This window comes from Pseudomonas frederiksbergensis (assembly GCF_001874645.1).
GTDB classification, from domain to species: domain Bacteria; phylum Pseudomonadota; class Gammaproteobacteria; order Pseudomonadales; family Pseudomonadaceae; genus Aquipseudomonas; species Aquipseudomonas frederiksbergensis_B.
Genome location: NZ_CP017886.1, coordinates 2083399 through 2110019, shown reverse-complemented (window position 1 = coordinate 2110019; position 26621 = coordinate 2083399). Strand labels below are relative to the sequence as shown.

The window sequence follows — 26621 nt, the reverse complement described above, 5'->3', positions numbered from 1 at the left end:
AAACCACCCCGACTTGATGCAGTCCTGATCCGATTCAGGTTTAACGTCGTCTCCATGGTTTTCACAGAGCCTGTTCTGACCGGTTTCTAAACTCAGCGCTGCAAGTGTGGTCTATCTCGCTTGCAGGCTAATCGTCATTTTTTCACTTTAGACTGCGCCAGCCCTCAACCCGGGTGGCGCTCTTTGACTTCTTTAATAGGGGACTTCGATGTCCGTACGACGCACACGCAAAGACGATGGCAGCCAATGGACAGTTGCGGACAGCCGCAGTGTTTACGGGATTCGCCATTGGGGGGCCGGGTATTTCGCGATCAGTGACGCCGGTCGCGTAGAAGTTCGTCCGAACGGTCCGAGCAGCTCGCCTATCGATCTGTTCGAGCAAGTCGCACAGCTGCGCAAAAGCGGCCTGTCCCTGCCTCTGTTGGTGCGCTTCCCGGACATCCTGCAAGACCGCGTCCGTCAGCTGACCGGCGCCTTTGATGCGAACATCGAGCGTTTGGAATACCAGAGCAAGTACACCGCGCTGTACCCGATCAAGGTTAACCAGCAGGAAGCGGTGATCGAGAACATCATCGCCACCCAGAACGTGTCCATCGGTCTGGAAGCCGGTTCCAAGCCGGAACTGCTGGCCGTGCTGGCCCTGGCGCCGAAGGGCGGCACCATCGTCTGCAACGGTTACAAGGACCGTGAGTTCATTCGTCTGGCACTGATGGGCCAGAAGTTGGGCCACAACGTGTTCATCGTGATCGAGAAAGAATCCGAAGTCGGCCTGGTGATCGAAGAGGCTGCCTCGCTGAAGGTCAAGCCTCAAGTCGGCCTGCGGGTTCGCCTGTCGTCCCTGGCCTCGAGCAAATGGGCTGACACGGGCGGCGAAAAATCCAAGTTCGGGCTGTCTGCTGCCCAGTTGCTGTCGGTGGTCGAACGTTTCCGTGCGGCGGGTCTGGATCAGGGCATTCGTTTGCTGCACTTCCACATGGGCTCGCAGATCGCCAACCTGGCGGACTACCAGCACGGCTTCAAGGAAGCGATCCGTTACTACGGCGAACTGCGCAACCTTGGCCTGCCAGTGGATCACATCGACGTTGGCGGTGGCCTGGGTGTCGACTACGACGGTACCCACTCGCGTAACGCCAGCTCGATCAACTACGACATGGACGATTACGCCGGTGTTGTGGTCGGCATGCTCAAGGAATTCTGCGACGCGCAGAACCTGCCGCATCCGAACATCTTCTCCGAGAGTGGTCGTTCACTGACTGCTCACCACGCCATACTGGTGGTACAGGTCACCGACGTCGAGAAACACAACGACGACGTACCGATGATCGAGAACAAGGAAGAGCTGCCGGAAACCGTGCAATGGCTGGTAGACCTGCTCGGCCCGACCGACATCGAGATGGTCACCGAAACCTACTGGCGCGCCACTCACTACATGAGCGACATCGCTTCTCAGTACGCCGATGGCAAGCTGACCCTGGCCGAGAAAGCCCTGGCCGAGCAATGCTACTTCGCCGTCTGCCGTCGCCTGCACAACTCGTTGAAAGCTCGTCAGCGCTCGCACCGTCAGGTGCTCGACGAACTCAACGACAAGCTGGCCGACAAATACATCTGCAATTTCTCGGTCTTCCAGAGCCTGCCGGACACCTGGGCCATCGGCCAGGTCCTGCCGATTCTGCCGCTGCACCGTCTTGATGAAGAGCCGATGCGCCGTGCTGTGCTGCAAGACCTGACCTGCGATTCCGACGGCAAGATCAAGCAGTACGTCGACGAGCAAAGCATCGAAACCAGCCTGCCGGTACACGGGCTGAACGATGGCGAAGACTACCTGTTGGGGATCTTCCTGGTGGGGGCTTACCAGGAAATTCTTGGCGACATGCATAACCTGTTCGGTGACACCGACTCGGTGAACATCTACCAGAATGCCGATGGCAGCGTTTACCACGCTGGTATCGAAACCCACGACACCATTGAAGACATGCTGCGTTACGTGCACTTGTCGCCGGAAGAGCTGATGACGCACTACCGCGACAAGGTGGCCAGCGCCCGGATCAGCGCCACTGAGCGTACCCAGTACCTCGATGCCTTGCGCCTGGGTCTGACTCGCTCGTCTTACCTGTCTTCTTGAGGTAGCGAACCGCTGTGACCAGGTTGTCTGAAAATACTCCGTGTAGTGCGGAATTTTCGGAGGACCTGGTACGGCATTTCTTTATTTTTGTAGCGATTTGCCGCGCCCGTGCACTATCAACGATGCGCGGTCTTCATTTCACGTAGGTCATTTCCTAAGTTGTACTTCGGCACTCTACTCGACCATGTCTCTCAGCGAGAATCCCCGGTCGCCCCTCCTGTAGAGAAACGCCGATGTTCGATTCCGCCAACGAGCCGTCATTTCGTCTGGAGATAGCGGGTCAGCCCCAACCCTTTGCCGTTGTAGCCTTTACCGGCAGCGAGTCCATCAGCCAGCCCTTTGCTTTTCAGCTGGATCTGCAGCTTGATGAACGGCGGCTGGACATCGCCAGCCTGATGTACCGTTCGGCGTATCTGGGCTTCGGGGTCGCGGGTGCCGGTATCCATGGGCAGATTCATGACCTCGTTCAGCTTCACGACCGCACGCTGCCGGCGCTCTGGCGTCTGTGCCTTGGGCCGAAGCTGGCCTGCCTGGCGCAACGCTGCAACCAGCGGATCTTTACCGGGTTGTCAGTCCCGCAGGTTCTCGTTCGGGTACTGAAGGAGCACGGCATCGACGAAAGAAACTGTCGATTTGAGCTCAGGAGCGACTACCCCGTGCGGGATTTTTGCACCCAGTACCGTGAGTCGGATTTGGCATTTCTTCAGCGCCTGTGCGAGCAAGAACGGATTCATTACCACTTTCAGCACCACAGACGTGGGCATTACCTGATCTTTGCCGACTCCCAACGAAGCTTGCGTCCAGGTGACAGCGCAACCTTTGATGCGCTGGGCACTGCACCCGCGGTCAGGCGTTTCAAGGTTCATGCTCACGCTGATGTGGCCGCTCGGGATGGGGCGCTGAAACCCGTCGCAGAAGGCGAAACGGACCTGCCAAACGTACACAGCGGCATGCTGATGCCGTTGTCGGGCCATCCGTGTGCTGACTGGAATCACCTGTGGTTGCTGACCCGGGTCGAGCATTCGGGCAGCCAGGCGCAGGTGCCGTGCTATCACAACCGCATTTATGCGACCCCCTGGGAAGCGCCGGTCGTACCGTTTTGTCCACGCGCGAAGCCACGGATGAACAACGTGCAACGTGGCTGGGTGGTCAAGGTGGACGAAGTCCGCAGCGACTCGGCGCGACGTATCGCCGTGCAGTTCGACTGGCTTTATCAGGGCGAGGGTGCACGGCCTAGCCATTGCTGGCTGCCAGTCTCGCCCCAACTGTCTGCAGAGTCGGTTGCCGGTTTAACGGCGGGGGTTGAGGTCTGCGTCAGTTTTATCGAGGGCGATCCGGACCAGCCATTGATCACCGGCCTGTTTCGGAGGACGACGTTGAACATCGACAGCGTGTTGCTGCCCGAAACCTCCCCGCCCTCAGCGGTCGGGGAGGCGCTCCCGGCACTGGAAGATTTGCCGCCCCAGGGTCGCCATGACTTGTTGGCATTGGTTCAGAGCAGTCAGCCCTTGGTGTTGCTGTGTTTGATACCAGGCGGGGGGAGCTTCATGCATTGCCGGCAAGCGATCTGCGTCTGCCGCACAGTGGCAGGGCTTGGCCAAAGTGGTGCGGCATGATTGCTGCCCAGTCGGCTCAATGGCTTTTGCTGGATGTACCGGGTTCGCCGGAGGCAGGGTGGAACCTGCAGCAGCGGTTTGCCGACATACCGTGTTACGCGTTGTTCGAGAACACCGATCTCCATGTGTTGCGTGACCAGGGACCGCAACTGATCGAGCTGTCGACGCAATCGTCGCTGATGCAATGTTGCCACGACGAGCCAGCGGACTGGCCGGGGTTGCTGCTGGTCAGTTGTGCACCCTCCGAGCAATTGCTCGGGCACCTTCGACGTATGCTCACGGTCACGTTCGGGCTTCATTACAAAGGCCTGCTCAGCTACTACAACCCCTTTATCGCCAGTTACTTTTTTGACGCCTGTGATGCCCGCGAGTTGAGCCGCTGGCTGGGGCCGATCGATAAGCTTTACTGGCACGGCGGGACCTGGGCGGACCGGGCGATCGGCAGTCTGGGTTGGTTGCATTTGGTCAATCCGAGATTAGCCGTGAGTGAACTGGCCATCGACGACAACCTCAGTCTTCGCCAGCAGAGCACGTTGCAGGCGTGCCTGCTGGAGCGCCATGCGTGGCACTGGAGTCGTTCGACGGGTCACGACTTTGGCGCGATCTGGTCTTTTGTGCAGGAAGGACTCGAACAGGGTTTCAGCGAACGCACGGTGCTCGATGGCTGGTTGCGATTACGTTTGCAATACCCGTCAGCGACACCCGAAGAACACCTCCCGGGGCGCACTCAGCAAGAGCGTCTCGACAGCTTGCGCAACCGCTGGCAGAGCGATCGCTCCTGACGTCACCGCGCTTATCCGGGCCCCGTCGGTTCAGTGCGCTAAACCTGTGAACCAGCCATCGTTCTTGCGCAGGCTCCAGGCGAATGCGCCAAGCGTCAGGCTACGCAGCATCATGAACAGCAGAAAGGTCAGCCACAGCCCGTGGTTGCCGAACCCTTGCAGTGCCCAAGCAAATGGCAGCAATACCAGCACCGTCAGCAGCATGCCGTTGCGCATTTCCCGGGCCCGGGTGGCGCCGATGAACAGGCCGTCGAGCAAGTAGCTCCAGACGGCGATCAGTGGCAGTGCGGCGAGGTACGGCAAATAGATGAACGCAGTGTCGCGCACGCTCTGGATGTTGGTCTGCATCTCGATGAACAGGTGCCCGGTGCAGAGGAATAGCAGCGCAAAACCCAGGCTGGCAATCAATGACCAGCCGCAGGCGACCACCAAGGACCGCCGCAAGGCCTGACGGTCATGGGCGCCGATGGCATGGCCGCACAGGGCCTCCACCGCATGGGCCAGGCCATCCAGAGCATGGGCCGTCAACAGCAAACCATTGAGTAGCAGCGCATTGGCCGCTACGGTCGCATCGCCGAGCCGTGCGCCTTGCACGGTGACCATGAAAAATACCGATTGCAACGCCAGGCTGCGAATGAAGATGTCGCGGTTGACCGCCAGCAGCGGCCGCCAACTCTGCCACAGCGCCAGTGCCGCCCAGGCGATATGCCCGGGGTAGGCGCGCAGGGCGTTACGGGTCATGGCCAGACCGAGCAGAGCGCCGGTCCATTCGGCGATTACTGAAGCGCGAGCCGCCCCGACAACGCCCCATTGCAGGCCAATGACGAACCACAGGTTAAGGGCGATATTCACCAGGTTGGTGGTCAGCAGAATCGCCAGCGGTGCGCGGGCGTTCTGGGTGCCGAGGAACCAGCCGACCAGCGCATAACTGGCCAGCGCCGCCGGTAAGCCAAACAACCGGGTGTGGAAAAACTCGCGGGTCAGTTGATCGAGCTCGGCCGATGGCTGCATGAAGTGCAACGCCACGCCACTGAGCGGTACGCCCAGCATCCCGAGCAGCAGCGCCAGCCCCATCGCCAATAGCAAGCCTTGCAGCAGGATCTGCCGCAGCGCCGCGCCGTCACCGCGCCCGGCCGCCTGCGCCGCAAACCCGGTGGAGCCCATGCGCAGGAAACCCATGGCCCAGGCCAGAAAGGTGTACAGGCTGGCGCCCACCGCGACAGCGCCGAGCTGATGCGCGTGAGGCAGATGGCCGACCACCGTGCTGTCGACCAGCGCCACCAGCGGGACAGAAATGTTCGAAAGAATCATCGGCGCGGCAAGCGCCCAGACGCGGCGATGGGTCGGACGATCGCGCCAGTCGGTAATCAGCGTAGACATTCGGGCTCCTTGCGAGAGCTGGCATTGTAGCGGCAGATCCAGCGCTCGGCGCTCTTGTGGCAAGCAGGCTTTTGTGGCGAGGGAGCTTGCTCCGGCTGTTGTTTAAGACATTCCTACAAGAAGTTCTCGCAAGTTCTGTCAGAAATATCTTTTTACTCCAGCGATAATTCTGTCTTTATTTTTGTGTTCTCGAAACTTCACTCAATATTGCGTGTAACGACTCACGCACCTCTCAGACCCATAACCTCTATTTTTGATGTAGCTTTAAAGCACACAAAGCAACATTCCCGCATGCAAGTAATTATCGAAATAAAACTATTTTTTTAAAACATTGTGCACATTCAAAAGGATATGAATATGCAAAAACCTCCCTTGGTACTTCCAACACTCTACATTGGTGCTCAGCCAATACCCGATGATATAGATCTCATAGGTATAGGTGGAGGTTTCAGCAACGGCCCTGCAATCATTCTTTACAGCGATTACTACGGCGTCCATTCGATAGTCGATACAACTTATACCACCTTGCGGGCCACCATCCAGGCTTCGGAGCAGGAGTATGCAGTCCGAACAAGTCAACTACCGCAGACCATTGAGCATGAACTGGCCGCAACAAGACTGGAAGGTTCAACTGCCCCGCTTCCCCCCGCCGACGCGATCATTCGCGAGTTGGGCGTGCGTCATACGCTGTTGCTTCGAAAGACCGCCGAGTTTCATAGCAAAACGGCAATCGCCAATAGTTTTTATGGAGTCGACCCCATTGGCAGGTCTGTGCATGAGTTCCATCCAAGAGCCTCGACCATGGGAAAGTCGGTCGATATTGCGATGCAGGCCTGGATCGCGTCGTACAGGGCGGCCTACGACGCACGCCTGTTGTCCCAAACCATCCAGCTGCTCAACCAGCAATCCGTCAATGTGCAGAACTTTCTCCTCGCTGTGCAGGCAAATGATCAGGCCCGAATGGCGGCGGAACAGCAAGCCCAGAGGGTCGCAGCTGAATTGGCACGCATCAACGCACAAGCGGAGGCCCAGGCTCGAGAGCAGGCGCGGCTTGCAGCATTGGCACAAGCGCAACGATTGGCCAACCAGCAGGCTCAGGTTGCAGCAGAAGCAGCCGCACGGCACGTCGCTGCCGAACAGGCTCGTCTTGAGGCTCTGGCTGAAGTTCAACGACAAGCTGAGTTACTGCACCTTGAAAGGCTGCAAGCGCAGAAACAAGCGCAAGAACATGCCCGTCAGCAGCCCCCTACTTTCGCCAACAGCGGGTCAATGGCGGCCATCGGTCCGGTTTTTGCTGGAGCGACCGGGAGCATCATTACTAATCCCGCCACATCATTAGCGCTCAGGAACGTGCTGCGCGCGGCAGTATCCGCCGCATTCGGAGCACTCGTCACCGCGGCAACGCCAATCATCGTGGGGTTCGCCGCCCTGCTGGTGCCATCAAGGCTGGGTAACGGCGACCTCTATTCTGTGAGTGTTCTGCTGTCGGAACTCGCACCTGACCTGAGCGAAGACCTGTACGGACTCGCAGCCGTTCAGGGAGAGGTCAACCTGAGGGTGACCTTGGGTTCACGGACGATTGGTAACCAGACGCAGATCGTAGTCGCCACCACAGACGGCGTATCGGTACCTTCCACCGTACCTGTCCGACTCGCACAGTTTGACCCACAAAAGAAAGTCTACGTTTCCACCAGCACAGGCCCCCAACCCGTCACCACGACCTGGACGCCGGTGGTGGAGTCGCCTCCACAATCGACCGAATTTCCGGCGGTTGAAGTCGATCTGCCGGTTTATGAAGGCGCGACTGTCACCCCTGACGAAGGACGAATTGATGCATTCCCACAGCTGGACCAGTACGACTTTGGTGGTTTCATCACTGTATTTCCGGCTGATTCGGGCATTCCGCCACTCTATGTTGTGTTTAACAGTCCGTACGATGGCGCCACTGTCACAGGAGAGCACAGTGGACGCAACTTCAATCCGGAGCAGGCAGGTGGACCGATAGTTGAGCTGGACTGGCGTATAGCAGTGATCACCCAAGAAGGGGTTAATGCGGTCATGTTGCATATCGCTCGACTCGATCAATCTGACGCGAACGACATCATGATTCAGCGTCTTGAAAAAATCCTGAAGGGCGTTTTGGATATAAGTGATACGGATCGACGCTATTACACTCATAAAATAAGGGAGCTTGAAAGGTTTCGGGCAATGGGCCTCAGCGATGATTTCAAACCCGAAAATGGCTCCCCTGCCTGGAACAACGCTCATACGGCCACGCTGGAAGACTACAAACTCAGCGGCGACGAGACACTGCTGTACTCCAACGAAGCAATACAAGCAGGCGACAAGCAGATAAACCGCATATATGAACAGCTGCTAAAAGGAGTATTTGAATGAACACTATCGAGAAAATTGTAAGAAACGAGCCAATTGCAGATGTCGTTTCAGCTTTTGGAGTTGGGCTCGCCTACCCATCGCTCGATAGAATGTTTGGTAAGTATCGGTTTGAAGTCATTGCAAATGGTGAACTGCTGAGAACCTACGCAAGGCTTTTTGAAGAGGGCGTGCTGGCTAACGGCGACGGCCCGGTAGCCATCAAAGGCCCCAACTGGAAAGCACCGCAATTTGTAATAGAAAAAAAATACGGCTAGCTAAACGAGTTGGAGAAGCCACCAAGTCGCATCTGTGCGGCTTGGTGGCCCAGATTTCTTAAAGCAGAATACTTCTGCAGATTCGCTATCACTTTCTTCAACGCTTCAATGTTGTCCTTGAGATGCGCGCCCCTTCAAAGATCGCAAATCCGCTCCCAGTGAGCAGCAACATTTCCGGAGAGAACCCGACCCGAGGATCAAACCCAGCACCGAGCGTCCATTTTGTGGAAGATCTTGTCCCGCAGGATGCCAGTGTTGTTAGCCACGACATCGACACAACCAAAGACGTCGAGGGCGTGTTGCATGGTGAAGATTTTCAGCTCATTCCCCCTGCAAACCAACCCTCCACCGTTGGTCAATCCGACCAGCCCGGCGAGCGCTTGGGCTATAGTTCACCCCTTCGAGACTCTTGCCGACGAGTGCCCCATGCTTAACAAAGGATTGTTTCTGGCCTGTGCGCTGATGCTGCTCAGCGCCTGCGATTCATCGACATCGACCAAAGCGCCGGCCAGCCCGGCGCCGGCAGCGCCGGTCACAGCGCCAAAGGCCAAGGCCGTGCAGGATATCGCTGTGCTGAAGCAGCGTTACGCCGGTCGCGAATTGAGCGTGGTGGATGTCTCGGAAATCCAGCTCGACGGCGCGAGCACGCTGTCGGTGAGTGTCTCGGTGCCGCTGGACCCGCAGCAGAAATTCGCCGACAAACTGCACCTGGTGGACAGCAAGACCGGCAAGGTCGATGGCGCCTGGGAGCTTTCGGACAACCTGATGGAACTGCGCCTGCGTCACCTTGAGCCGCAGCGCAAACTGGTGCTGACGGTCGACGCCGGGCTGCTGGGGGTCAACGACGCCAAACTGGCTGCCGACTACGTCAGCCGCCTGGAAACCCGTGACCTGCAACCGACCGTGGGTTTCGCCAGCCGTGGCACCTTGCTGCCGACTCGTCTGGCGGAAGGCTTGCCGGTGATCGCGCTCAACGTCGACAAGATCAATGTCGAATTTTTCCGGATCAAGCCCGAATCGCTGCCGGCGTTCCTCACCCGCTGGGGCCGCAACAGCAGCCTGCAAAGCTATGAAGCCCGTGAACTGCTGCCAATGGCCGATCTGGTCTACGGTGGCCGTTTCGATCTGAACCCGGCGCGCAACACTCGCGAAACCCTGTTGCTGCCAATCGCAGGCCTCAAGCCACTGCAGCAGCCGGGCGTTTATCTGGCGGTGATGCGTGCCGCTGGCACTTACAGTTACTCGCAACCGGCAACCTTGTTCACCCTGAGTGACATTGGCCTGTCGGTCCACCGTTACCAGAACCGTCTGGATGTGTTCACCCAGGCACTGGAAGGTGGCAAAGCGCTGGACGACGTCAGCCTCGAACTGCTCGATGCCAATGGCCGAGTGGTCGGTCAGGGCAAAACCGAGAAGGGCGGCCACGCCGAGTTGCCGCTGCCGAAAAAGGCCGAAGTGTTGCTGGCCCATCAGGGCGAACAGACCAGCATGCTGCGCCTCAATAGCGCGGCACTGGACCTGGCCGAGTTCAAGATCGGCGGGCCGCAAGCCCATCCATTGCAATTCTTCGTCTTCGGACCGCGTGATCTTTACCGGCCTGGCGAAACCGTGCTGCTCAATGCCTTGCTGCGGGACAAGGACGGTAACGCGGTCAAACCGCAGCCGGTCAGCGTCGAAGTGCGTCGGCCGGATGCGCAGGTCAGCCGCAAGTTCGTCTGGGACGCCGATGCTTCGGGGCTCTATCAATATCAACTGCAACTGGCTGGCGAAGCGCCGACCGGGCGCTGGCAACTGGTGTTTGACCTGGGTGACGGCAAGCCGCAACTCTATGAGTTTCTGGTCGAAGACTTCCTGCCTGAGCGTCTGGCCCTTGAACTCAAGGGCAGCGATACGCCGATCAAACCGGCTGATACCGCTGAAATCAGTGTCAACGGTCGTTACCTCTACGGCGCGCCGGCGTCGGGCAATCGCTTGAGTGGCCAGGTTTACGTGCGGCCCCTGCGCGAGGCGGTCAAAGGCTTGCCGGGTTATCAATTCGGTTCGGTCACTGAAGAAGAACTGAGCCAGGATCTGGAACTGGATGAGTCAGTGTTGGACGCCGACGGCAAGGCGGTGATTTCGCTTGAAAGCAAATGGGCGGCAGCCAAGTCGCCGCTGCAACTGATCGTCCAGGCCAGCCTGCACGAGTCTGGTGGCCGGCCGATTACCCGACGTGTGGTGCAACCGGTGTGGCCAGCGGATCGCTTGCCGGGCCTGCGTGCGTTGTTCAAAGGTGAAGAAACCAACGGCGACGGCCCGGTCGAATTCGAACTGTTGATGGCCAACAATGAAGGTCAGAAACTGGCGGCCGACAACCTCAAGGTACGGCTGATCCGTGAGCGCCGCGATTACTACTGGAACTACTCGGAGAGTGATGGCTGGAGCTATCACTTCAACGAAAAATTCCTCAACCTCGACGAAGAAACCGTCAGCATCAAGGCCGGCGATACGGCAAAAATCAGCTTCCCGGTGGAGTGGGGCCCGTATCGCGTCGAAGTTGAAGACCCGCAAACTGGCATCGTCAGCAGCGTGCGCTTCTGGGCCGGTTACCGTGCTCAGGACAACGCTGAAGGCGGTGCGGTGCGTCCGGACCAGGTCAAACTGGCGCTGGATAAGCCTGCCTTTGGCGATGACGATAGCGCCAACGTCACCGTAACCCCTCCGGCTGCGGGCAAGGGCTATTTGCTGGTGGAATCGGCCGACGGGCCGTTGTGGTGGCAGGAAATCGACGTGCCGGCCGAAGGTAAAAGCTTCGCGGTGAAGCTTGATCCGAAGTGGGCGCGCCACGATCTGTACATCAGTGCGCTGGTGATTCGTCCCGGCGAGCGCAAAGCCAACGTCACCCCGAAACGTGCCGTCGGCGTGCTGCACCTGCCGTTGGACCGGACTCAACGCAAACTCGGCTTGAGCCTGACGGCGCCGGAAAAAATGCGCCCGAAACAACCGCTGACGGTGAAGATTCAAGCAAAAAACGCCGATGGCAGCGTACCGAAACAGGTGCATGTGCTGCTGGCGGCGGTGGACGTCGGCATCCTCAACATCACCGAGTACCCGACGCCGGATCCGTACGCCAACCTGTTTGGCCGCAAGGCCTATAGCGCCGACCAACTCGATGTTTACGGGCAACTGATCGAAGCCGGCCAGGGGCGTTTGGCCAGTCTGGCCTTCGGTGGTGACGCGGCGCTGGCCAAGGGCGGCAAGCGCCCGGACACCAGCGTGACCATCGTCGCCCTGCAGAGCGCACCGGTGACCCTGAACGAGCAGGGTGAAGGCGAAGTCAGCGTCAACATCCCGGACTTCAACGGCGAACTGCGCTTGATGGCCCAGGCCTGGACCGATGATCGCTACGGCATGGCCGAAGGCAAAACGGTCATCGCCGCGCCGCTGATTGCCGAACTGTCGGCACCGCGCTTCCTTGCCGGTGGCGACCAGACGACGTTGGCGCTGGACCTCTCGAACCTGTCGGGCAAGGCGCAGAAACTTGATGTGCAACTGAGCGCCGAGGGCCAATTGGCGCTGGTCGACGAGTCGACACAAAGCGTGCAACTGAGCCAGGGCCAGCGCACCACGTTGCGGATTCCGGTGCGCGCACTGGGCGGTTTTGGCCAGGGCAAGGTCAAGGTGCTGGTCAATGGTCTCGATCTGCCGGGCGAGAGTCTGCCGCCGTTTACCCGCGAGTGGACCTTGGGCGTGCGTCCGGCGTATCCGGCGCTGCTCAAACACTATCGCACGGTGCTCAAGGATCAGCCGTGGAGCCTGCCGGAAGGTGAGTTGTCGCTGTTCGAACCGGCCGGGCGTGAGGCCTTGCTCAGTCTGTCGAGCCGACCACCGCTGAACCTTGGCGAGCAGATTCGCGCACTCAAGGCTTATCCTTACGGCTGCCTGGAACAGACCACCAGCGGTCTGTATCCGTCGCTCTATGCCGATGCGGCGAGCCTGAAACGGCTGGGTCTGGAAGGTGAGCCGGACGCCGACCGCAAACGCAAGATCGAACTCGGCATCGAGCGTTTGCTGGGCATGCAGCGCTACAACGGCAGCTTCGGCCTATGGGGGGCCGATGGCGAAGAAGAATACTGGCTGACCGCCTATGTCACTGATTTCCTGCTGCGTGCTCGCGACCAGGGTTTTGGTGTGCCGCCCGAGGCGCTGAAAAAGGCCAGCGAGCGACTGCTGCGCTACCTGCAAGAGCGCAACCTGATCGAAGTGAACTACAGCGAAAACGCCGAGCACACGCGTTTTGCGGTGCAGGCCTACGCCGGTCTGGTGTTGGCCCGTAGCCAACAGGCACCGTTGGGAGCGCTGCGCAGCCTGTTCGAACGTCGCACCGATGCCCGCTCCGGTTTGCCGCTGGTGCAGCTGTCGATAGCGTTGCAGAAAATGGGCGATCAGCCGCGTGCCGATCAGGCCTTGCTGGCCGGGCTTGCGGCCTCTCGCAAACCGAATGACTGGCTGGCCGATTACGGCAGTCCATTGCGCGATCAGGCACTGATTCTGGCACTGCTGGAAGAGAACAATCTGGACAAGGGCAAGCTCGAAGAGCGGCTGTTCGAACTGTCCGATCAACTGGCCGCCAGTCGATACTTGTCGACTCAGGAGCGCAACTCGCTGTTCCTCGCAGGCCGAGGCCTGTTGGGTAAACCCGAAGCCAACTGGGCGGTGCAACTGAGCGTTGGCAATGAAACCCGTGAACTGAGCAATAACCAGCCGGGGCTCAAGCTGCAAGGGCCATTGCTGGCCTCGCCACTCTCGCTGCGCAACGAAGGCAGTGAACCGGTTTATCAACAACTGACCCTTTCCGGTTATCCACAGCAGGCGCCGGTTCCCGGTGGCGAGAACCTGAGCATTCGTCGTGAGTACCTGGGCATGAACGGCCAGCCGTTGAACCTCAAGGCTCTGGCCAGTGGCGATCTGGTGCTGGTGCACATTGCGGTCGCCGCCAAGCAGCGGGTACCGGATGCGTTAGTCGTGGACTTGCTGCCGGCAGGTCTTGAGCTGGAAAACCAGAACCTGGCACAAAGCGCCGCGAGCCTGGAAAACGCCAGCAGCAAGGTCAAGGAGTGGCGCGATTCGATGCAGAACGCCAGCCTCAAGCATCAGGAGTTTCGCGATGACCGTTACGTTGCGGCGCTGAACCTGGACGGCTACGGCACCACGCACTTGCTGTACCTGGCGCGGGCAGTGACCCCCGGCACCTACCGCGTACCGCCACCGCAAGTGGAGTCGATGTACCGGCCGAACTGGCAAGCCGTGGGCGAAACTGTGCCGGAGATGGTGATTCAGGGGCGGTGAGAGTAACGATCTGTGGTGTCTCCCCGTAGGAGCTGCCGAAGGCTGCGATCTTTTGATCTTCGCCCTCGCGCAGCCCCCAAAAGATCGCAGCCTTCGGCAGCTCCTACGGGGGAGGGTATTGGCCACATGGGTCGTTAGTGAACCACCCAGCTCAACACCCACAACCCCAGCAGCAGCCAGATAATCCCGGCGATGATCGATGCTCGCATGAAGGCACGGACCGCCGAGTACAGCAGCATCAAGCCGATGATCAGCACGAGAATGCTGATGATCGAGGGCTCCATGCCCAGCGCTCGCGACAGCCCGTCGACAAAGTTGCCGCTGGCGTGAGTCAAGGCATTGAACAACCCACTGAGCGTATCGACGATGAACCGGATGACCGAACCTAGCGCTTGGCCGAGCCCTTCGAAAAAGCTATCTACCTGCATGTGTACGTCCTGATGAAAGAGTGGGTGCCAGAGCTGAGCTCTTGGGCCATTGTCAGTGCTGGCGAGCACCCTTGAAGCATAGAGGTTGGGTGGTTTGAATTTGCGAATAGTAACTGAACGTCTGCGCCCACGGAGCAGGCTTGTGTGTTGGGCGTTGGGTAGCTTGCTGCTTCTGGTTGCGCTGTTGTGGCTGGCTGACCGGATTTGGCCGTTGCCCTTGCCCAAGGACGACCTGGCGCGGGTAGTGCTGGCCGAAGACGGTACGCCATTGTGGCGATTCGCCGATGCCAACGGCGTGTGGCGCTATCCGGTGGAAACATCGCAGGTTTCGCCTTATTACCTCGATGCGCTGCTGACCTACGAAGACCGCTGGTTCTATCAGCATCCCGGCGTTAACCCCTTGGCGCTGGGTCGGGCGACGTGGCAAAACCTCACCGGTGGACGAGTATTGTCCGGCGGCAGCACGTTGTCGATGCAGGTCGCGCGGCTGCTCGATCCACACTCGCGAACGCTGTTCGGCAAACTGCGCCAGCTGTGGCGCACCGCGCAGCTGGAATGGCACCTGTCCAAGGATCAGATTCTCAACCTTTATCTCAACCGCGCACCGTTCGGCGGCACGCTGCAAGGCGTGGCAGCCGCGAGTTGGGCGTATCTGGGCAAGTCGCCGCAACACCTGACCCACGCCGAAGCCGCGCTGCTGGCAGTATTGCCGCAAGCCCCCAGTCGCTTGCGCCCGGATCGACACGCGGCGCGCGCGCAAGTGGCGCGAGACAAAGTGCTGCGCAGGCTGGCGGAATTCAAGGTGTGGCCGCAGTCGGCCGTTGACGAAGCACTGGAAGAACCCTTGCTGCTGGCGCCCCGCCTGGAGCCAAGCCTCGCACCGTTATTGGCGCGGCGCTTGAACCGTCCGGACAGCCCGCCACTGATTCGCACCACCCTCGACGCCAACCTGCAACGCCGTCTTGAAGACTTGCTGCTGGGTTGGCGCGCACGCCTGCCGGAGTACACCTCGGCGGCGATTCTGGTGGTCGAGGAAGAAAGCATGGCGGTGCGCGCCTATCTCGGCTCGGTGGATATCAATGACGACCGGCGATTCGGCCATGTTGACATGATCAGTGCGATGCGTTCGCCCGGTTCCACCCTTAAACCCTTTCTTTACGGCATAGCCATGGACGCGGGGCTGATTCATTCCGAATCGCTGCTGCAGGACGTGCCTCGGCGTTACGGCGATTATCGGCCGGGCAATTTTTCGATGGGTTTCAGCGGCCCGGTGCCGGCCAGCAGTGCACTCTCGACCTCATTGAATCTGCCAGCGGTGCAGTTGCTGGAAGCTTACGGGCCGAAACGCTTTGCCGCCGAAATGCGCATCGGTGGCATGCCGCTGACGTTACCGCCGCTGGCCGAGCCGAACCTCGCGTTGATCCTCGGCGGTGCCGGCAGTCGGCTGGAGGATCTGGTCAGCGGCTACAGCGCGTTCGCCCGTGGCGGCAAGAGCGCCAACATCCGTTTGCAACCTGACGATGAGCTGCGTGAGCGGCCGCTGTTGTCGCCGGGTTCGGCGTGGATCGTGCGGCGGATTCTCAGCGGTCAGGCGCGTCCCGATCGCGACCCGCGCGCCGAACTGGTGCAGCGTCCGGTGCTGGCCTGGAAAACCGGCACCAGCTATGGCTTCCGCGATGCCTGGGCAATTGGCGTTGGGCCGCGTTACCTGATCGGCATCTGGATCGGCCGCCCGGACGGCACGCCGGTGCCGGGGCAATTCGGCCTGGCCTCGGCGGCACCGTTGATGCTGCAAGTCCACGACGTGCTGATCAATCGCGACAGCCAGCGTGGCATCAGCGCGCCGGTCCAACCGGTGCCGTCGAACGTCGGGGTGGCGGCGATCTGTTGGCCACTGGGTCAACCGATGAGCCGCAATGATTCGAATTGCCGTCGCCAGCGCTTCGCCTGGACGTTGGACGGCACTACGCCGCCGACCTTGCAGGCCTTGGACCAACCGCTGAGTGTGGGGCTGGTGGAGAAAGTCTGGGTCAACGCCAAAGGTCTGCGGGTCGACGCCAAATGCCCGGGCGCCGTGGCCCGGGATATCGCGTTGTGGCCAGCGCCGCTGGAGCCTTGGCTGCCTCGCGTCGAGCGCCGTGAAGCGCGCTTGCCGGCCAATGACCCGGATTGCCCGGGGCCGGTGCTGGCGGCATCTTCGCCGCTGTCGATTGTCGGCGTACGGGATGGTGATCAACTGCGTCGGCCGGCGGCGAGTCAGGAACTGCTGCGGCTGAAGCTCTCGGCACTCGGCGGCAGCGGTCGGCGCTGGTGGTTCGTCAACGGCACGCCGCTGGGCGACAGCGCCAACCAGGAGAGCATTAACGCCACCTTTGAGCAGCTTGGGCGCGTTGAGTTGAGCGTGCTCGATGAGGGCGGACAGACCGCACGGGTCGAGTTCAACGTCGTCGATTGAATTGCCGAAAAGATCGCAGCCTTCGGCAGCTCCTACGGGTGTACGCGCGTTTGTAGGAGCTGCCGAAGGCTGCGATCTTTTCATTGCTTCCTGAGAAAAACCGCCCGAAGCTATACGCCTTCAGGAGAGCCCGATGAACCTTGTTGAACTGACTGAACGCCTACACTGCATCCGTGACCGCAACGACTGGCGGCCATTTCACAGCCCGAAGAACCTGGCCATGGCCGCCAGCGTCGAAATGGCCGAGCTGGTGGAGATTTTCCAATGGTTGAGCGAAGACCAGTCGCGCCAGTTGCCGGCGGACAAACTCGCGCATGCCGGTCAGGAAGTCGGCGATATCGTGCTCTATCTACTGCTGTTGTGCAGCGAGCTGGGGTTGGACATGGAACAGGCAGTACGCAGCAAGCTGGCTGACAGCGAACGGCGGTTCAGCTGATGAGCGACCGTCATTTCGATCAGTTGGCGACCCGTTTCGCCGAAAAAATCTACGGCGGTGCCAAAGGCGCAATCCGTCTGGCGGTGCTTCAGGCCGACCTGGCCGAAACCCTGCCGGATCGACCGTTGCGGGTGCTGGATATCGGCGCCGGTTTGGGGCACATGTCGTTATGGCTGGCCCAGCGCGGCCATCAGGTGACCTTGGCCGAACCTGCCGCGCCGATGCTTGAAGGCGCTCGCCAGCGCTTCGCCGATGCCGGGCAAACGGCGACGTTTATCCAGGCGCCGTGGCAAGAGCTGCTCGGTCAACTCACCGAACCTTACGACCTGGTGCTGTGCCACGCAGTGCTGGAGTGGTTGGCCGAACCTCACGCGATTCTGCCGGTGTTGCATCAACTGACGACTAAAGACGGTTGGCTGTCGCTGGCGTTTTATAACCGTGATGCGCTGATTTATCGCAATTTGCTCAAGGGTCATTTCCGCAAGATGCGCAAGAATGACATGGCCGGTGAAAAGCAGAGCCTGACCCCGCAGATGCCTCTGGATCCGCGAGAACTGGCGACGCAACTGGAAGGCTTGTGGCAGGTTGAAACCCAGAGCGGCGTGCGGGTTTTTCATGACTACATGCCGGTGGAGTTTCAGGCCCGTGCCGAACTGATCGACTTGCTGGAAATGGAGCTGGCCCACCGTCGTCACCCGAGTTTTGCGGGGCTGGGGCGTTACCTGCACTGGATCTGCCGCCCGGTCTGAACCGTGGTTTCTGTGGAGAACATCATGAAACGCCGTTTGGGATTGATCATGCTGTGTCTGGGGCTGGGCGCCTGTCAGGGCAGTAATCCGTATGTCGCCAGTTCCAACCCGTTGCCGCCGGCCCCGGCGCAAGCCGCCAACACCTTTGACCGCAGCGCCTACCCGGCGGCGCCGCGTGATTACGCGCGCTACCACAGTTGGGCCTGGCTCAACGGCCGGTTGCCGAACGGCTCGGCCTGGGCCGACTCGGCGCAGATCGCTGAAGCAGTCAGCAATGCGCTGGATCAACGGGGTTTGCGTCCGCTGCACGACAATCGTCCGGCGGACTTGTGGGTCAGCGCCGACCTGCATCAGGAAACCCGCCTGAAACAGGTCCAGGACGATAACGGCTATGGCGGCTACGGTGGTTATAACCGTTATGGCAATGGTTACGGCATGTACAACACGGTGCCGATCGTTCGCACTTATCAGGTGCAAGTGCTGGTGATTCGGGTGGACTTGTTCGACGCCGGCACCGGGCAACCGGTGTGGAGCGCCAGTGCCGAAACCGGCCTTCAGGGGAACGAAATCGAGCGTGGTGATGCGTTACGAACAGCTGTAGAAAAGGCGGTAGCGGCGTATCCTCCTAGTTAGGTTCCCTGTCTGGACCCGGAGGAAAATCATGATCCACCGTCTCTCATTGCTGGCGTGTGCCGTGCTGCTCAGCGCCTGCCAAACGACCCAGGTCAATCACGATTTTGACGCCAGTCGCGACTTCGCGGCCTACCGCAGCTGGGCCTGGAATGAGCCTGCCTTGCAATACCGTCCCGACGATCCCCGGATCAAGAGCGACCTCACCGAACAACGCATTCGCCAGGCGGTTGCCGATCAACTCGACCAGCGTGGTCTGCGCCCGGCAGCTACCGGTGCCAAGGCTGACGTCAATGTACGGACCTACCTGATCGTCGAGGATCGCCAGCAACAAATCACCACCAACTACGGTGGTGGCTGGGGTGGCCCCTGGAATGGCTACTGGGGCGCCCCGATGTACAACGAAACCCGCAATGTCACCTTTAAGGTCTCCACTATTCAGATCGACCTGCTCGACGGCAAGGATGGCAAACTGGTCTGGCGGGGCAGCGACGAGCAACTGCTTAGCAACTCGGTGAACCCGTTGGATCGCAACGCCGAGGTTCACGCGACAGTCAGCCGGATATTGAGCAACTACCCACCGAAATAAAGCGAAAGTTCGTCCGAACGCGGCCCTGCCGGGCAACATGGCGCCGGGGCGGCCGGTCTACGTATACTGCGCGGCTCATTCACTCATTGGAGAACAGCATGCCGGCCCCCGTCTGGTGGTTGCTTTGCCTGCCTTTTGTCGCGGGTGCGTTTTTGCCGCTGCAAGCCGGTATCAATGGCCAACTGGCCAAACAGGTGTCGAGCGTACTGGCCGCCGCGCTGATTTCGTTTTTTGTCGGGACCATGGCGTTGTTGCTGCTGGTCCTGATCCAGCGCGAAACCCCGGCAGTGGAGACACTCAAAAGCTTGACCTGGTGGCACTGGTCCGGTGGTCTGCTCGGCGCATTTTTCATTACCACGGCAGCTTTCGCGGGGCCGCGCATCGGCGCCATGTTGTTCATGGCGCTGGTGCTGGCCGGGCAACTGGGGATGGCGATGACCCTGGATCATTTCGGCTGGGCCGGGTTTCGCGAAGCGCCCGTCAGCGCTGGCAAAATTGCCGGGCTGGTGTTGATTATGGCAGGTGTGTTTTTTATCAGGCGCGGCTGATTCGCCTCAGACGAGCGGTCGCCAGGTGCCGAGCATGTGTTCCAGATCCCCGGCGCCGACCAGTTTCAAATCGCCACTTGAGCCGGCAGCGCTGGCCAGTAAAACCACTTCGCTGGGCAAGCGCACCGGCCTCTTGAACTGCACGGCAATCTCGATATTCGACGTCGGCAGATGCCCGCTCAGTGCCGCGAGGGTGCGCGCCTTGATCCACAGTCCGTGGGCGATGGCCCGGGGAAAACCGAACAGTCTGGCGCTGACAGCGCTCAGGTGAATCGGGTTGTAGTCACCGGAAACCCTGGCGTAGCGCCGGCCAATCTCACTGGGCGCCCACCAGCGGGTGACCTCGTTCATGGCCAGCACCGAATCCTGCGACGGCTCAATCGCTTCGCCGACAAGCTTCACGCCTTTGCAGAGCATCTGGCTTTCGGCTTCCCAGAGCGGACCGAGAGCGTCGTCAATTGTGGTGACTAACTCAAACACTGCGCCCTTGGCGTGAGGTTGCAGGTTATGCACCCGCACGTTCACCTGCACCCGAGCGACTGCGCCCAAGGGCCGCAGAATGCGGATGCGATTGGCCAGGTGAACCAGCCCCAACAGCGGAAACGGAAACGCTTTGGCGGTGAGCAATTGCATCTGCAAGGCGAACGCCAACACATGGGGATAGGTCGGTGGCAGCAACCCGTCTTCGGTGAATCCGCAGACCTTGCGATAGGCCGCCAAGTGCTTGGGGTCAACGTTGACCCAGCAACGAAAACCATCCTCAGGCAAGGTGATACCGGTGATCTTGCGCCGCGTCGCCGCCCGCCAATACAACTCGGACAAGTACGGTGTACGGCTCTGTGAATGCCAATCCGTTGCCATGTTCAGGCTCCCAATACGCTTTGCCCACACACTCGCAGCGCTTGCCCGCTGACCGCGCCGCTGCCGGGTTGGGCAAGCCAGGCCACGGCTTCGGCGACGTCTTGCGGCAACCCGCCTTGCCCCAGTGAACTCATGCGGCGCCCGGCCTCACGCAAGGCAAACGGAATACGCGCGGTCATCTGGGTTTCGATAAAACCTGGCGCCACGGCGTTGATGCTGATTCCGCGCGCGCCCAACAGTGGCGCCCAGGCTTGCGCCAGGCCAATCAATCCGGCCTTGCTCGCGGCGTAATTGGTTTGCCCGCGATTGCCGGCGATGCCGCTGATCGACGCCAGCAGAATCACCCGACCGTTATCGTGCAGGGTGCCGCTGTCGAGCAGTGCTTTGGTCAGCACTTGCGGTGCATTCAGGTTCACCGCGAGCACCGCATCCCAGAATTCCGGCGTCATATTGGCCAGGGTTTTGTCGCGGGTGATGCCAGCGTTATGGACCACAATGTCGATGCCATTCGGTAATTGCTCGATCAATTGCGCGGCGGCGTCTTCGGCGCAGATATCGAGGGTGATGCTGTGGCCACCGAGGCGGGCGGCGAGGGCATCGAGATCGGTCTTGGCCGGTGGTACATCGAGCAGCACCACCTGCGCACCATCGCGGGCCAGGGTTTCGGCGATCGACGCGCCGATACCGCGAGCCGCGCCTGTGACCAGCGCCGTGCGTCCGGCCAGCGGGCGAGTCCAGTCCTGGACTTGAGTGTCGCAGGTGTTTAGCCGCACAACCTGTCCCGAGACGTAAGCACTTTTTGGCGAGAGGAAAAACCGCAGCGCACCTTCGAGTTGTCCTTCAGCCCCGGCCCCGACATACAGCAACTGCAAGGTGCCGCCGCTGCGCAGTTCCTTGGCCAGCGAGCGACTGAAGCCTTCGAGTGCACGTTGGGCACTGGCGGCGAACGGGTCGCTCAAGGTCTCCGGTGCGCGCCCGAAAATCACCAGGTGGGCACTGTGGTCAAGATTTTTCATCAGTGGCTGAAAAAACTCACGCAGTTGCTTGAGCTGATCGGTCTGCACCAGATCGCTGGCATCGAACACCACGGCTTTGAGCTTGGGACCGTGGCCGGGAATCCACGCCTGGGCCACCAACGGTTCGGGCCCGTAGCTGTAAATCTGTTCGGTGAGTTTGTTGGCGAACGCGCTGACGTTCTGTGACAACGGGCCGCCACCGATCAGCAGAGCACCCTCGACAGGCCGCAGGCGACCTGCCTCCCAGCGCTCCAGACGAACCGGCGACGGCAGGCCAAGGGCCCCGACCAGGCGATGGCCGAGGGCCGAATTGGCGAAGTCGATATAGCGGTCAGACATGAAAGGTTCTCCGGCAGCTGAGGTTCACAGTGTGGACCACGAATCGCGATCAGTCGTTCGACCCACGAGATAAGGCCTACGCTTGTGGGTTACGCCCTTCACAGAATAGGAGTTTTTCATGACTCAGCTGCGCCGCGTCGCGATCATTGGCGGTAATCGCATTCCTTTTGCTCGTTCCAACGGGCCGTATGCCACCGCCAGCAACCAGTCAATGCTGACGGCGGCGCTCGAAGGCTTGATCGAACGCTATAACCTGCATGGCTTGCGCATGGGGGAAGTGGTCGCGGGGGCAGTGCTCAAGCTTTCCCGGGACCTCAATCTGACCCGTGAGTGTGTTCTCGGCTCCAGGCTGTCGCCGAGCACGCCTGCTTACGACATTCAGCAGGCCTGCGGCACCGGTCTGGAAGCGGCATTGTTGGTGGCGAACAAGATTGCCCTGGGGCAGATCGACTGCGGCATTGCCGGGGGTGTCGACACCACCTCGGATGCGCCGATCAGTGTCAGCGAAGGCTTGCGCAAGATTTTGCTGCAAGCCAACCGCGCCAAGAGCCTGGGCGACAAGTTGAAAACCTTTCTGCAAGTGCGTCCTCGGCATTTGATCCCCGAACTGCCGCGTAATGGCGAGCCGCGCACCGGGCTATCCATGGGGCAGCATTGCGAGTTGATGGCGCAGACCTGGAGCATTCCCCGTGCCGAGCAGGATCAGCTGGCGCTGGAAAGCCATCAGAATATGGCCACGGCTTACGCCGAAGGCTGGCAGAACGATCTGATGACACCGTTCCTGGGCCTGACCCGTGACAACAACCTGCGCCCGGACCTGACACTGGAAAAACTCGCGTCGTTGAAACCGGTATTTGAAAAGAGCGGCAAAGGCACGCTCACCGCCGGTAACTCGACACCGCTGACCGATGGTGCGGCGCTGGTGCTGTTGGGGAGTGAGGCGTGGGCGAAAGAGCGCGGTCTGCCAATTCTCGCTTACTGGCGCGACGGCGAAGCGGCGGCGGTAGATTTCGTCAACGGTGCCGAAGGGCTGCTGATGGCGCCGGTTTACGCGGTGCCGCGTTTGCTGGCGCGCAACGGCCTGACCTTGCAGGACTTCGATTACTACGAAATCCACGAAGCCTTCGCCGCGCAAGTGCTCTGCACCTTGAAGGCCTGGGAAGATGCGGACTACTGCAAAACCCGGCTCGGCCTCGACGCGCCGCTGGGCTCGATCGACCGCAGTCGGCTCAACGTCAAAGGCAGTTCACTGGCGGCCGGGCATCCGTTTGCCGCGACCGGTGGGCGAGTCGTCGCCAACCTCGCCAAGCTGCTGGACGCCACCGGGAAGGGGCGCGGGTTGATCTCGATCTGCGCCGCCGGCGGTCAAGGGGTGACGGCGATTATTGAGCGCTGAGGGCAGCGCCGCGTTGCTGTTCGGCGAGTACCCGATTGCGGTTGGCGTAACTCTCCGCCAGTACCGAGCAGACGATCAGTTGCAACGGGTGATAGATCATGATCGGCAACAGGATCAGCCCCAGGCCCGGGTTGGCACCGAAGATCAGCGCCGCCATCGGCGCACCGGCCGCCAGGGACTTCTTGCTGGCGCAGAACACCGCGGCGATCTCATCGGCCGGGCTGAACTTCAGGGCACGGGCGGTTCGGGTGGTCATCCACAGAATGATCGCCAGCAGCACGGCACTGCCGACCAGTGCGCTGAGAATGACTGTATTGCCCTGTTGCTGCCACATCCCGGAAACCATCGAGTTGCAGAACGCGGCGTAGACCAGCAGCAGGATCACCAGTTTGTCGACGATGTTGGTGTAGCGCTTGTGGCGACTGAAAAACTTGCCGAACAGCGGGCGCAGTAACTGACCCAGCACCAGCGGCAGCAACAACATGGCGCAGAGATCGAGCAAGGTCGAGCCCAGGTCGATGCCGCCAGCACCGCTGCCCACCACGAAGCTCACCAGTAACGGCGTGAGGAAAATCCCCAGCACGCTGGACAGACTGGCATTAAGAATCGCCGCCGGTACGTTGCCACCCGCGCTGCCGGTCAAGGCCACGGAAGAGGAAATAGTCGAGGGCAGGGCGCACAGATAGAAGAACCCGAGCATCAACAGCGACGGAATGTGTGAGCCCAGCAGCGTGTCGCTCACCAGCCAGATCAGCGGGAACACCAGGAAGGTGAAAGTCTGGACCATAAAGTGCAGGCGCCAGTTTTTCAAACCGTGGCGGATCTGCTCGCTCGACAGGTTGACCCCGTGCAGGAAGAACACCAGGAACACGCCGATGTTGATCACCCACTCGGCGTGCATCGTGCCGCCCGTGGCGCCGAAGGTTGGGAAGACGTAGGACAGCAGCGTGGCGATCAGCATCCCGCACAGGAACCAGTCGGTGACGACGCGTTTGAGGTGTTTGAAGGCATGCATGGGCGGCACCGAATAGAATGGTAAGAATTGATGACCTAGCCTAAGGTCAAGATTTTCGCCCGTCTTGCGACATAAGGCCAATCAATGCCGGCTAACGGACAAGTTTCCCTAGAACGGACCCTCCCGACCCTGACGGTTTTGCCGCGCCCGCTGTATGCCCGTGCGGAAAGCCTCAGCGCCGGTTCGTGGACACCACCTCATCGCCACGATTGGGTGCAGTTTTCCTACGCCATCAGTGGCGTGCTCGGCGTGCACACCGCCGAGGGTAGTTTCTTTGCGCCGCCGCAGTGGGGGATCTGGATTCCGGCTGATCTGGAACACCAGGTGGTGACTTCGATGCGCGCGGAAATGCGCAGCCTGTATGTGCGGCGCGAAGCGTGTGTCTGGGCGGACGAGCGTTGTCGGGTGCTCGAAGTCACGCCGCTGGCGCGTGAGTTGATCAAGGGTTTTTGCCTGCTGCCGGTTGACTATCCAGAGGGTGACAGCCGCGAAGCACGCCTGGTCGAGGTGCTGCTGGATCAGTTGGCGAGCCTGCCGGAAGTCGGCTTCTCTCTGCCGCTGCCACGTCACTCGCGTTTGCTTGGGCTGTGCAACGAGCTGATCGAAAGCCCGGAGCAGAACGTGACGCTGCATGAATGGGCCGAGCGATTGGGGACTTCGGAGAAAACCCTGATGCGCTTGTTCCAGCGTGAAACCGGATTGAGCTTCCGCAGTTGGCGCCAGCGCATGCGGCTGCTCTCATCATTAAGCCTGCTGGAGGACGGCAACAGCGTGACCACGGCTGCGCTGTCCAGCGGTTATGACTCGACCTCGGCGTTTATTGCGGCGTTCAAAAGCCTGTTCAGGTTTACCCCCGGTGAGTTGTTCAAACAGTAAAGATCGTGGCCTCCTGTAGGAGCTGCCGAAGGCTGCGATCTTTATCTTTTGATCTTCAGGTGCGGAAATTGAGGGCTATTGAAAAAAATCCTACAAAGAGTGGCTTGGCTGATCTCAAACTCTGTCGCAAATGCCTGCTGATCCGGTTGCCGACGTGTGGCTGACTCTCAGCTATGATCTTCGTCGGCCGACAAGGTTTGCCTGATTAATCTGGCACATTGGGTGCATCTGAAACGTTCATAGGTCGGCAACCCCTCCCCGACGGGAGAGGATTGCCGTATAACGAGTGATATTCGCGTGTTTGGTAATAAAGGACCCACAATAAAAGCTGATGAAGACTCCAAAACGCATTGAACCGCTGATCGAGGACGGTCTGGTTGACGAGGTGCTGCGCCCACTCATGAGTGGTAAAGAAGCAGCTGTTTATGTGGTGCGCTGCGGCAACGAGTTACGTTGCGCCAAGGTTTACAAGGAGGCGAATAAACGAAGTTTTCGTCAGGCGGCCGAGTATCAGGAAGGACGCAAGGTACGTAACAGCCGTCAGGCTCGCGCCATGGCCAAGGGGTCCAAGTTCGGTCGTAAAGAAACCGAAGACGCCTGGCAGAACGCCGAGGTTGCGGCATTGTTCCGTTTGGCCAGTGCCGGGGTGCGAGTGCCCAAGCCGTTCGACTTCCTGGAAGGCGTGCTGCTGATGGAACTGGTGGCGGACGAGTACGGCGATGCCGCGCCGCGTCTCAATGACGTGGTGCTGGAAGCGGATCAGGCACGTGAATACCACGCCTTCCTGATTTCGCAGATTGTGCTGATGCTGTGTACCGGTCTGGTGCACGGTGACCTGTCCGAGTTCAACGTATTGCTGACCCCGGACGGCCCGGTGATCATCGACCTGCCCCAGGCAGTCGACGCTGCCGGCAACAACCACGCGTTCAGCATGCTGGAGCGCGATGTGGGCAACATGGCCTCGTATTTCGGGCGCTTTGCGCCGGAGTTGAAGCAGACCAGGTATGCCAAGGAAATGTGGGCCCTGTATGAAGCCGGCACCCTGCACCCGGCCAGTGTCCTGACCGGTGAGTTCGACGAACCGGAAGAGCTGGCGGACGTAGGCGGCATCATGCGTGAGATCGAGGCTGCGCGCCTTGATGAGGAGCGTCGGCAAGCGGTTCGCGCCGCAGACGATGCGCCGCCGGGCAAAACCGAAGAACCGCCTCCACCGTGGATGCAGTGATCGGTTGACGAGAAACCCGGCTTCGGCCGGGTTTTTTGTGAACAGCAAAATCTGTAGGAGCTGCCGAAGGCTGCGATCTGTTGATCTTGATTTTCGGCATTCCATGCACCGCTAAAAGATCGCAGCCTTCGCCTGCTTCTACGGGGATCGACGTGCATCCATAAGTCCCGGGTATTTGC

The 26621-nt window shown here is 60.2% G+C and carries 20 protein-coding genes and 1 pseudogene; 15 read left to right on the top strand and 6 right to left on the bottom strand.

The window, feature by feature from the left end:
- The first annotated feature begins 208 nt into the window (after positions 1 to 208).
- From speA to BLL42_RS10340, 3 genes are all read left to right on the top strand, one after another.
- Entirely contained in the window at positions 209 to 2122 is a 1914-nt protein-coding gene (gene speA / locus BLL42_RS10350) for an arginine decarboxylase (protein WP_071551971.1), read from the top strand.
- 233 nt (positions 2123 to 2355) lie between these two features.
- Positions 2356 to 3738, top strand: a complete 1383-nt coding sequence (locus BLL42_RS10345) for a contractile injection system protein, VgrG/Pvc8 family (protein ID WP_071551970.1) — start codon at positions 2356 to 2358, stop codon at positions 3736 to 3738.
- Positions 3735 to 4520: a DUF4123 domain-containing protein gene (locus tag BLL42_RS10340; RefSeq protein WP_071551969.1), complete on the top strand. Its 786-nt coding sequence runs from the start codon at positions 3735 to 3737 to the stop codon at positions 4518 to 4520. Before BLL42_RS10345 ends, BLL42_RS10340 begins: the two co-directional genes overlap by 4 nt.
- A gap of 30 nt (positions 4521 to 4550) precedes the next feature.
- Here the strand turns inward: BLL42_RS10340 and BLL42_RS10335 are convergent, their stop codons facing one another.
- Complete coding sequence (locus BLL42_RS10335) at positions 4551 to 5900, bottom strand: MATE family efflux transporter (RefSeq protein WP_071551968.1); 1350 nt, start codon at positions 5898 to 5900, stop codon at positions 4551 to 4553.
- Positions 5901 to 6257: 357 nt separating this feature from the next.
- On the opposite strand from BLL42_RS10335, the gene BLL42_RS10330 reads away from it, so the two are divergent.
- Positions 6258 to 8297 (top strand): S-type pyocin domain-containing protein, encoded by a 2040-nt coding sequence (locus BLL42_RS10330; RefSeq protein ID WP_071551967.1) that lies wholly within the window; start codon positions 6258 to 6260, stop codon positions 8295 to 8297.
- Positions 8294 to 8551 (top strand): immunity protein, encoded by a 258-nt coding sequence (locus BLL42_RS10325; protein WP_071551966.1) that lies wholly within the window; start codon positions 8294 to 8296, stop codon positions 8549 to 8551. Before BLL42_RS10330 ends, BLL42_RS10325 begins: the two co-directional genes overlap by 4 nt.
- Positions 8552 to 8616: 65 nt before the next feature.
- On the opposite strand, the pseudogene BLL42_RS30455 reads toward BLL42_RS10325, so the two are convergent.
- Positions 8617 to 8768, bottom strand: a pseudogene (locus BLL42_RS30455) (serine/threonine protein kinase); the annotation flags it as partial.
- Positions 8769 to 8977: 209 nt separating this feature from the next.
- Here BLL42_RS30455 and BLL42_RS10320 point away from each other — a divergent pair.
- On the top strand, positions 8978 to 13879 hold the full coding sequence (locus BLL42_RS10320) for an alpha-2-macroglobulin family protein (RefSeq protein WP_071555731.1): 4902 nt from the start codon (positions 8978 to 8980) through the stop codon (positions 13877 to 13879).
- Between the two features lie 134 nt (positions 13880 to 14013).
- Here BLL42_RS10320 and BLL42_RS10315 read toward each other — a convergent pair whose 3' ends face one another.
- Entirely contained in the window at positions 14014 to 14307 is a 294-nt protein-coding gene (locus BLL42_RS10315; protein WP_071551965.1) for a hypothetical protein, read from the bottom strand.
- 121 nt (positions 14308 to 14428) lie between these two features.
- Here BLL42_RS10315 and pbpC point away from each other — a divergent pair, with 121 nt between their 5' ends.
- The 6 genes from pbpC to BLL42_RS10285 all read left to right on the top strand — a co-directional run bounded on the left by pbpC (position 14429) and on the right by BLL42_RS10285 (position 19714).
- A complete protein-coding gene (gene pbpC / locus BLL42_RS10310) occupies positions 14429 to 16762 on the top strand; it encodes a peptidoglycan glycosyltransferase PbpC (protein ID WP_269086214.1) in 2334 nt (777 codons plus the stop codon).
- Positions 16763 to 16895: 133 nt separating this feature from the next.
- Positions 16896 to 17198: a MazG-like family protein gene (locus BLL42_RS10305; protein ID WP_071551963.1), complete on the top strand. Its 303-nt coding sequence runs from the start codon at positions 16896 to 16898 to the stop codon at positions 17196 to 17198.
- Positions 17198 to 17947 (top strand): methyltransferase domain-containing protein, encoded by a 750-nt coding sequence (locus BLL42_RS10300; RefSeq protein WP_071551962.1) that lies wholly within the window; start codon positions 17198 to 17200, stop codon positions 17945 to 17947. The genes BLL42_RS10305 and BLL42_RS10300 overlap by 1 nt, the downstream gene beginning before the upstream one ends.
- A gap of 24 nt (positions 17948 to 17971) precedes the next feature.
- Positions 17972 to 18580 carry a DUF4136 domain-containing protein gene (locus tag BLL42_RS10295; protein ID WP_071551961.1) on the top strand — a complete coding sequence of 203 codons (609 nt, stop codon included), beginning with the start codon at positions 17972 to 17974 and terminating at the stop codon, positions 18578 to 18580.
- Between the two features lie 28 nt (positions 18581 to 18608).
- Positions 18609 to 19166, top strand: a complete 558-nt coding sequence (locus BLL42_RS10290; protein WP_071551960.1) for a DUF4136 domain-containing protein — start codon at positions 18609 to 18611, stop codon at positions 19164 to 19166.
- Between the two features lie 98 nt (positions 19167 to 19264).
- The gene (locus BLL42_RS10285) at positions 19265 to 19714 is read left to right on the top strand and encodes a DMT family transporter (protein ID WP_071551959.1); all 450 of its coding nucleotides are present in this window, start codon (positions 19265 to 19267) and stop codon (positions 19712 to 19714) included.
- A 6-nt stretch (positions 19715 to 19720) separates the two neighbouring features.
- Here BLL42_RS10285 and BLL42_RS10280 read toward each other — a convergent pair whose 3' ends face one another.
- Together BLL42_RS10280 and BLL42_RS10275 are read right to left on the bottom strand one after the other, a co-directional pair.
- Positions 19721 to 20575: a MaoC family dehydratase gene (locus BLL42_RS10280; RefSeq protein WP_071551958.1), complete on the bottom strand. Its 855-nt coding sequence runs from the start codon at positions 20573 to 20575 to the stop codon at positions 19721 to 19723.
- Positions 20576 to 20577: 2 nt separating this feature from the next.
- Positions 20578 to 21930, bottom strand: coding sequence for a 3-oxoacyl-ACP reductase (locus tag BLL42_RS10275; protein WP_071551957.1), 1353 nt, complete (start codon positions 21928 to 21930; stop codon positions 20578 to 20580).
- Between the two features lie 118 nt (positions 21931 to 22048).
- Between BLL42_RS10275 and BLL42_RS10270 the strand changes: the two genes are divergently transcribed.
- The gene (locus BLL42_RS10270) at positions 22049 to 23326 is read left to right on the top strand and encodes an acetyl-CoA C-acetyltransferase (protein ID WP_071551956.1); all 1278 of its coding nucleotides are present in this window, start codon (positions 22049 to 22051) and stop codon (positions 23324 to 23326) included.
- Here the strand turns inward: BLL42_RS10270 and BLL42_RS10265 are convergent.
- Positions 23313 to 24341, bottom strand: coding sequence for a bile acid:sodium symporter family protein (locus tag BLL42_RS10265; protein ID WP_071551955.1), 1029 nt, complete (start codon positions 24339 to 24341; stop codon positions 23313 to 23315). The two genes, BLL42_RS10270 and BLL42_RS10265, sit on opposite strands and share 14 nt — an antisense overlap.
- 84 nt (positions 24342 to 24425) lie before the next feature.
- Between BLL42_RS10265 and BLL42_RS10260 the strand changes: the two genes are divergently transcribed.
- Both BLL42_RS10260 and BLL42_RS10255 read left to right on the top strand, forming a co-directional pair.
- A complete protein-coding gene (locus BLL42_RS10260; protein WP_071551954.1) occupies positions 24426 to 25217 on the top strand; it encodes an AraC family transcriptional regulator in 792 nt (263 codons plus the stop codon).
- Between the two features lie 331 nt (positions 25218 to 25548).
- Positions 25549 to 26442: a PA4780 family RIO1-like protein kinase gene (locus BLL42_RS10255; protein WP_071551953.1), complete on the top strand. Its 894-nt coding sequence runs from the start codon at positions 25549 to 25551 to the stop codon at positions 26440 to 26442.
- Positions 26443 to 26621 lie beyond the last annotated feature (179 nt).

Coding starts and splice junctions, on each gene's coding strand:
- speA (WP_071551971.1), top strand. CDS start 209: ATGTCCGTACGACGCACACGCAAAGACGATGGCAGCCAATGGACAGTT.
- BLL42_RS10345 (WP_071551970.1), top strand. CDS start 2,356: ATGTTCGATTCCGCCAACGAGCCGTCATTTCGTCTGGAGATAGCGGGT.
- BLL42_RS10340 (WP_071551969.1), top strand. CDS start 3,735: ATGATTGCTGCCCAGTCGGCTCAATGGCTTTTGCTGGATGTACCGGGT.
- BLL42_RS10335 (WP_071551968.1), bottom strand. CDS start 5,900: ATGTCTACGCTGATTACCGACTGGCGCGATCGTCCGACCCATCGCCGC.
- BLL42_RS10330 (WP_071551967.1), top strand. CDS start 6,258: ATGCAAAAACCTCCCTTGGTACTTCCAACACTCTACATTGGTGCTCAG.
- BLL42_RS10325 (WP_071551966.1), top strand. CDS start 8,294: ATGAACACTATCGAGAAAATTGTAAGAAACGAGCCAATTGCAGATGTC.
- BLL42_RS10320 (WP_071555731.1), top strand. CDS start 8,978: ATGCTTAACAAAGGATTGTTTCTGGCCTGTGCGCTGATGCTGCTCAGC.
- BLL42_RS10315 (WP_071551965.1), bottom strand. CDS start 14,307: ATGCAGGTAGATAGCTTTTTCGAAGGGCTCGGCCAAGCGCTAGGTTCG.
- BLL42_RS10305 (WP_071551963.1), top strand. CDS start 16,896: ATGAACCTTGTTGAACTGACTGAACGCCTACACTGCATCCGTGACCGC.
- BLL42_RS10300 (WP_071551962.1), top strand. CDS start 17,198: ATGAGCGACCGTCATTTCGATCAGTTGGCGACCCGTTTCGCCGAAAAA.
- BLL42_RS10295 (WP_071551961.1), top strand. CDS start 17,972: ATGAAACGCCGTTTGGGATTGATCATGCTGTGTCTGGGGCTGGGCGCC.
- BLL42_RS10290 (WP_071551960.1), top strand. CDS start 18,609: ATGATCCACCGTCTCTCATTGCTGGCGTGTGCCGTGCTGCTCAGCGCC.
- BLL42_RS10285 (WP_071551959.1), top strand. CDS start 19,265: ATGCCGGCCCCCGTCTGGTGGTTGCTTTGCCTGCCTTTTGTCGCGGGT.
- BLL42_RS10280 (WP_071551958.1), bottom strand. CDS start 20,575: ATGGCAACGGATTGGCATTCACAGAGCCGTACACCGTACTTGTCCGAG.
- BLL42_RS10275 (WP_071551957.1), bottom strand. CDS start 21,930: ATGTCTGACCGCTATATCGACTTCGCCAATTCGGCCCTCGGCCATCGC.
- BLL42_RS10270 (WP_071551956.1), top strand. CDS start 22,049: ATGACTCAGCTGCGCCGCGTCGCGATCATTGGCGGTAATCGCATTCCT.
- BLL42_RS10265 (WP_071551955.1), bottom strand. CDS start 24,341: ATGCATGCCTTCAAACACCTCAAACGCGTCGTCACCGACTGGTTCCTG.
- BLL42_RS10260 (WP_071551954.1), top strand. CDS start 24,426: ATGCCGGCTAACGGACAAGTTTCCCTAGAACGGACCCTCCCGACCCTG.
- BLL42_RS10255 (WP_071551953.1), top strand. CDS start 25,549: ATGAAGACTCCAAAACGCATTGAACCGCTGATCGAGGACGGTCTGGTT.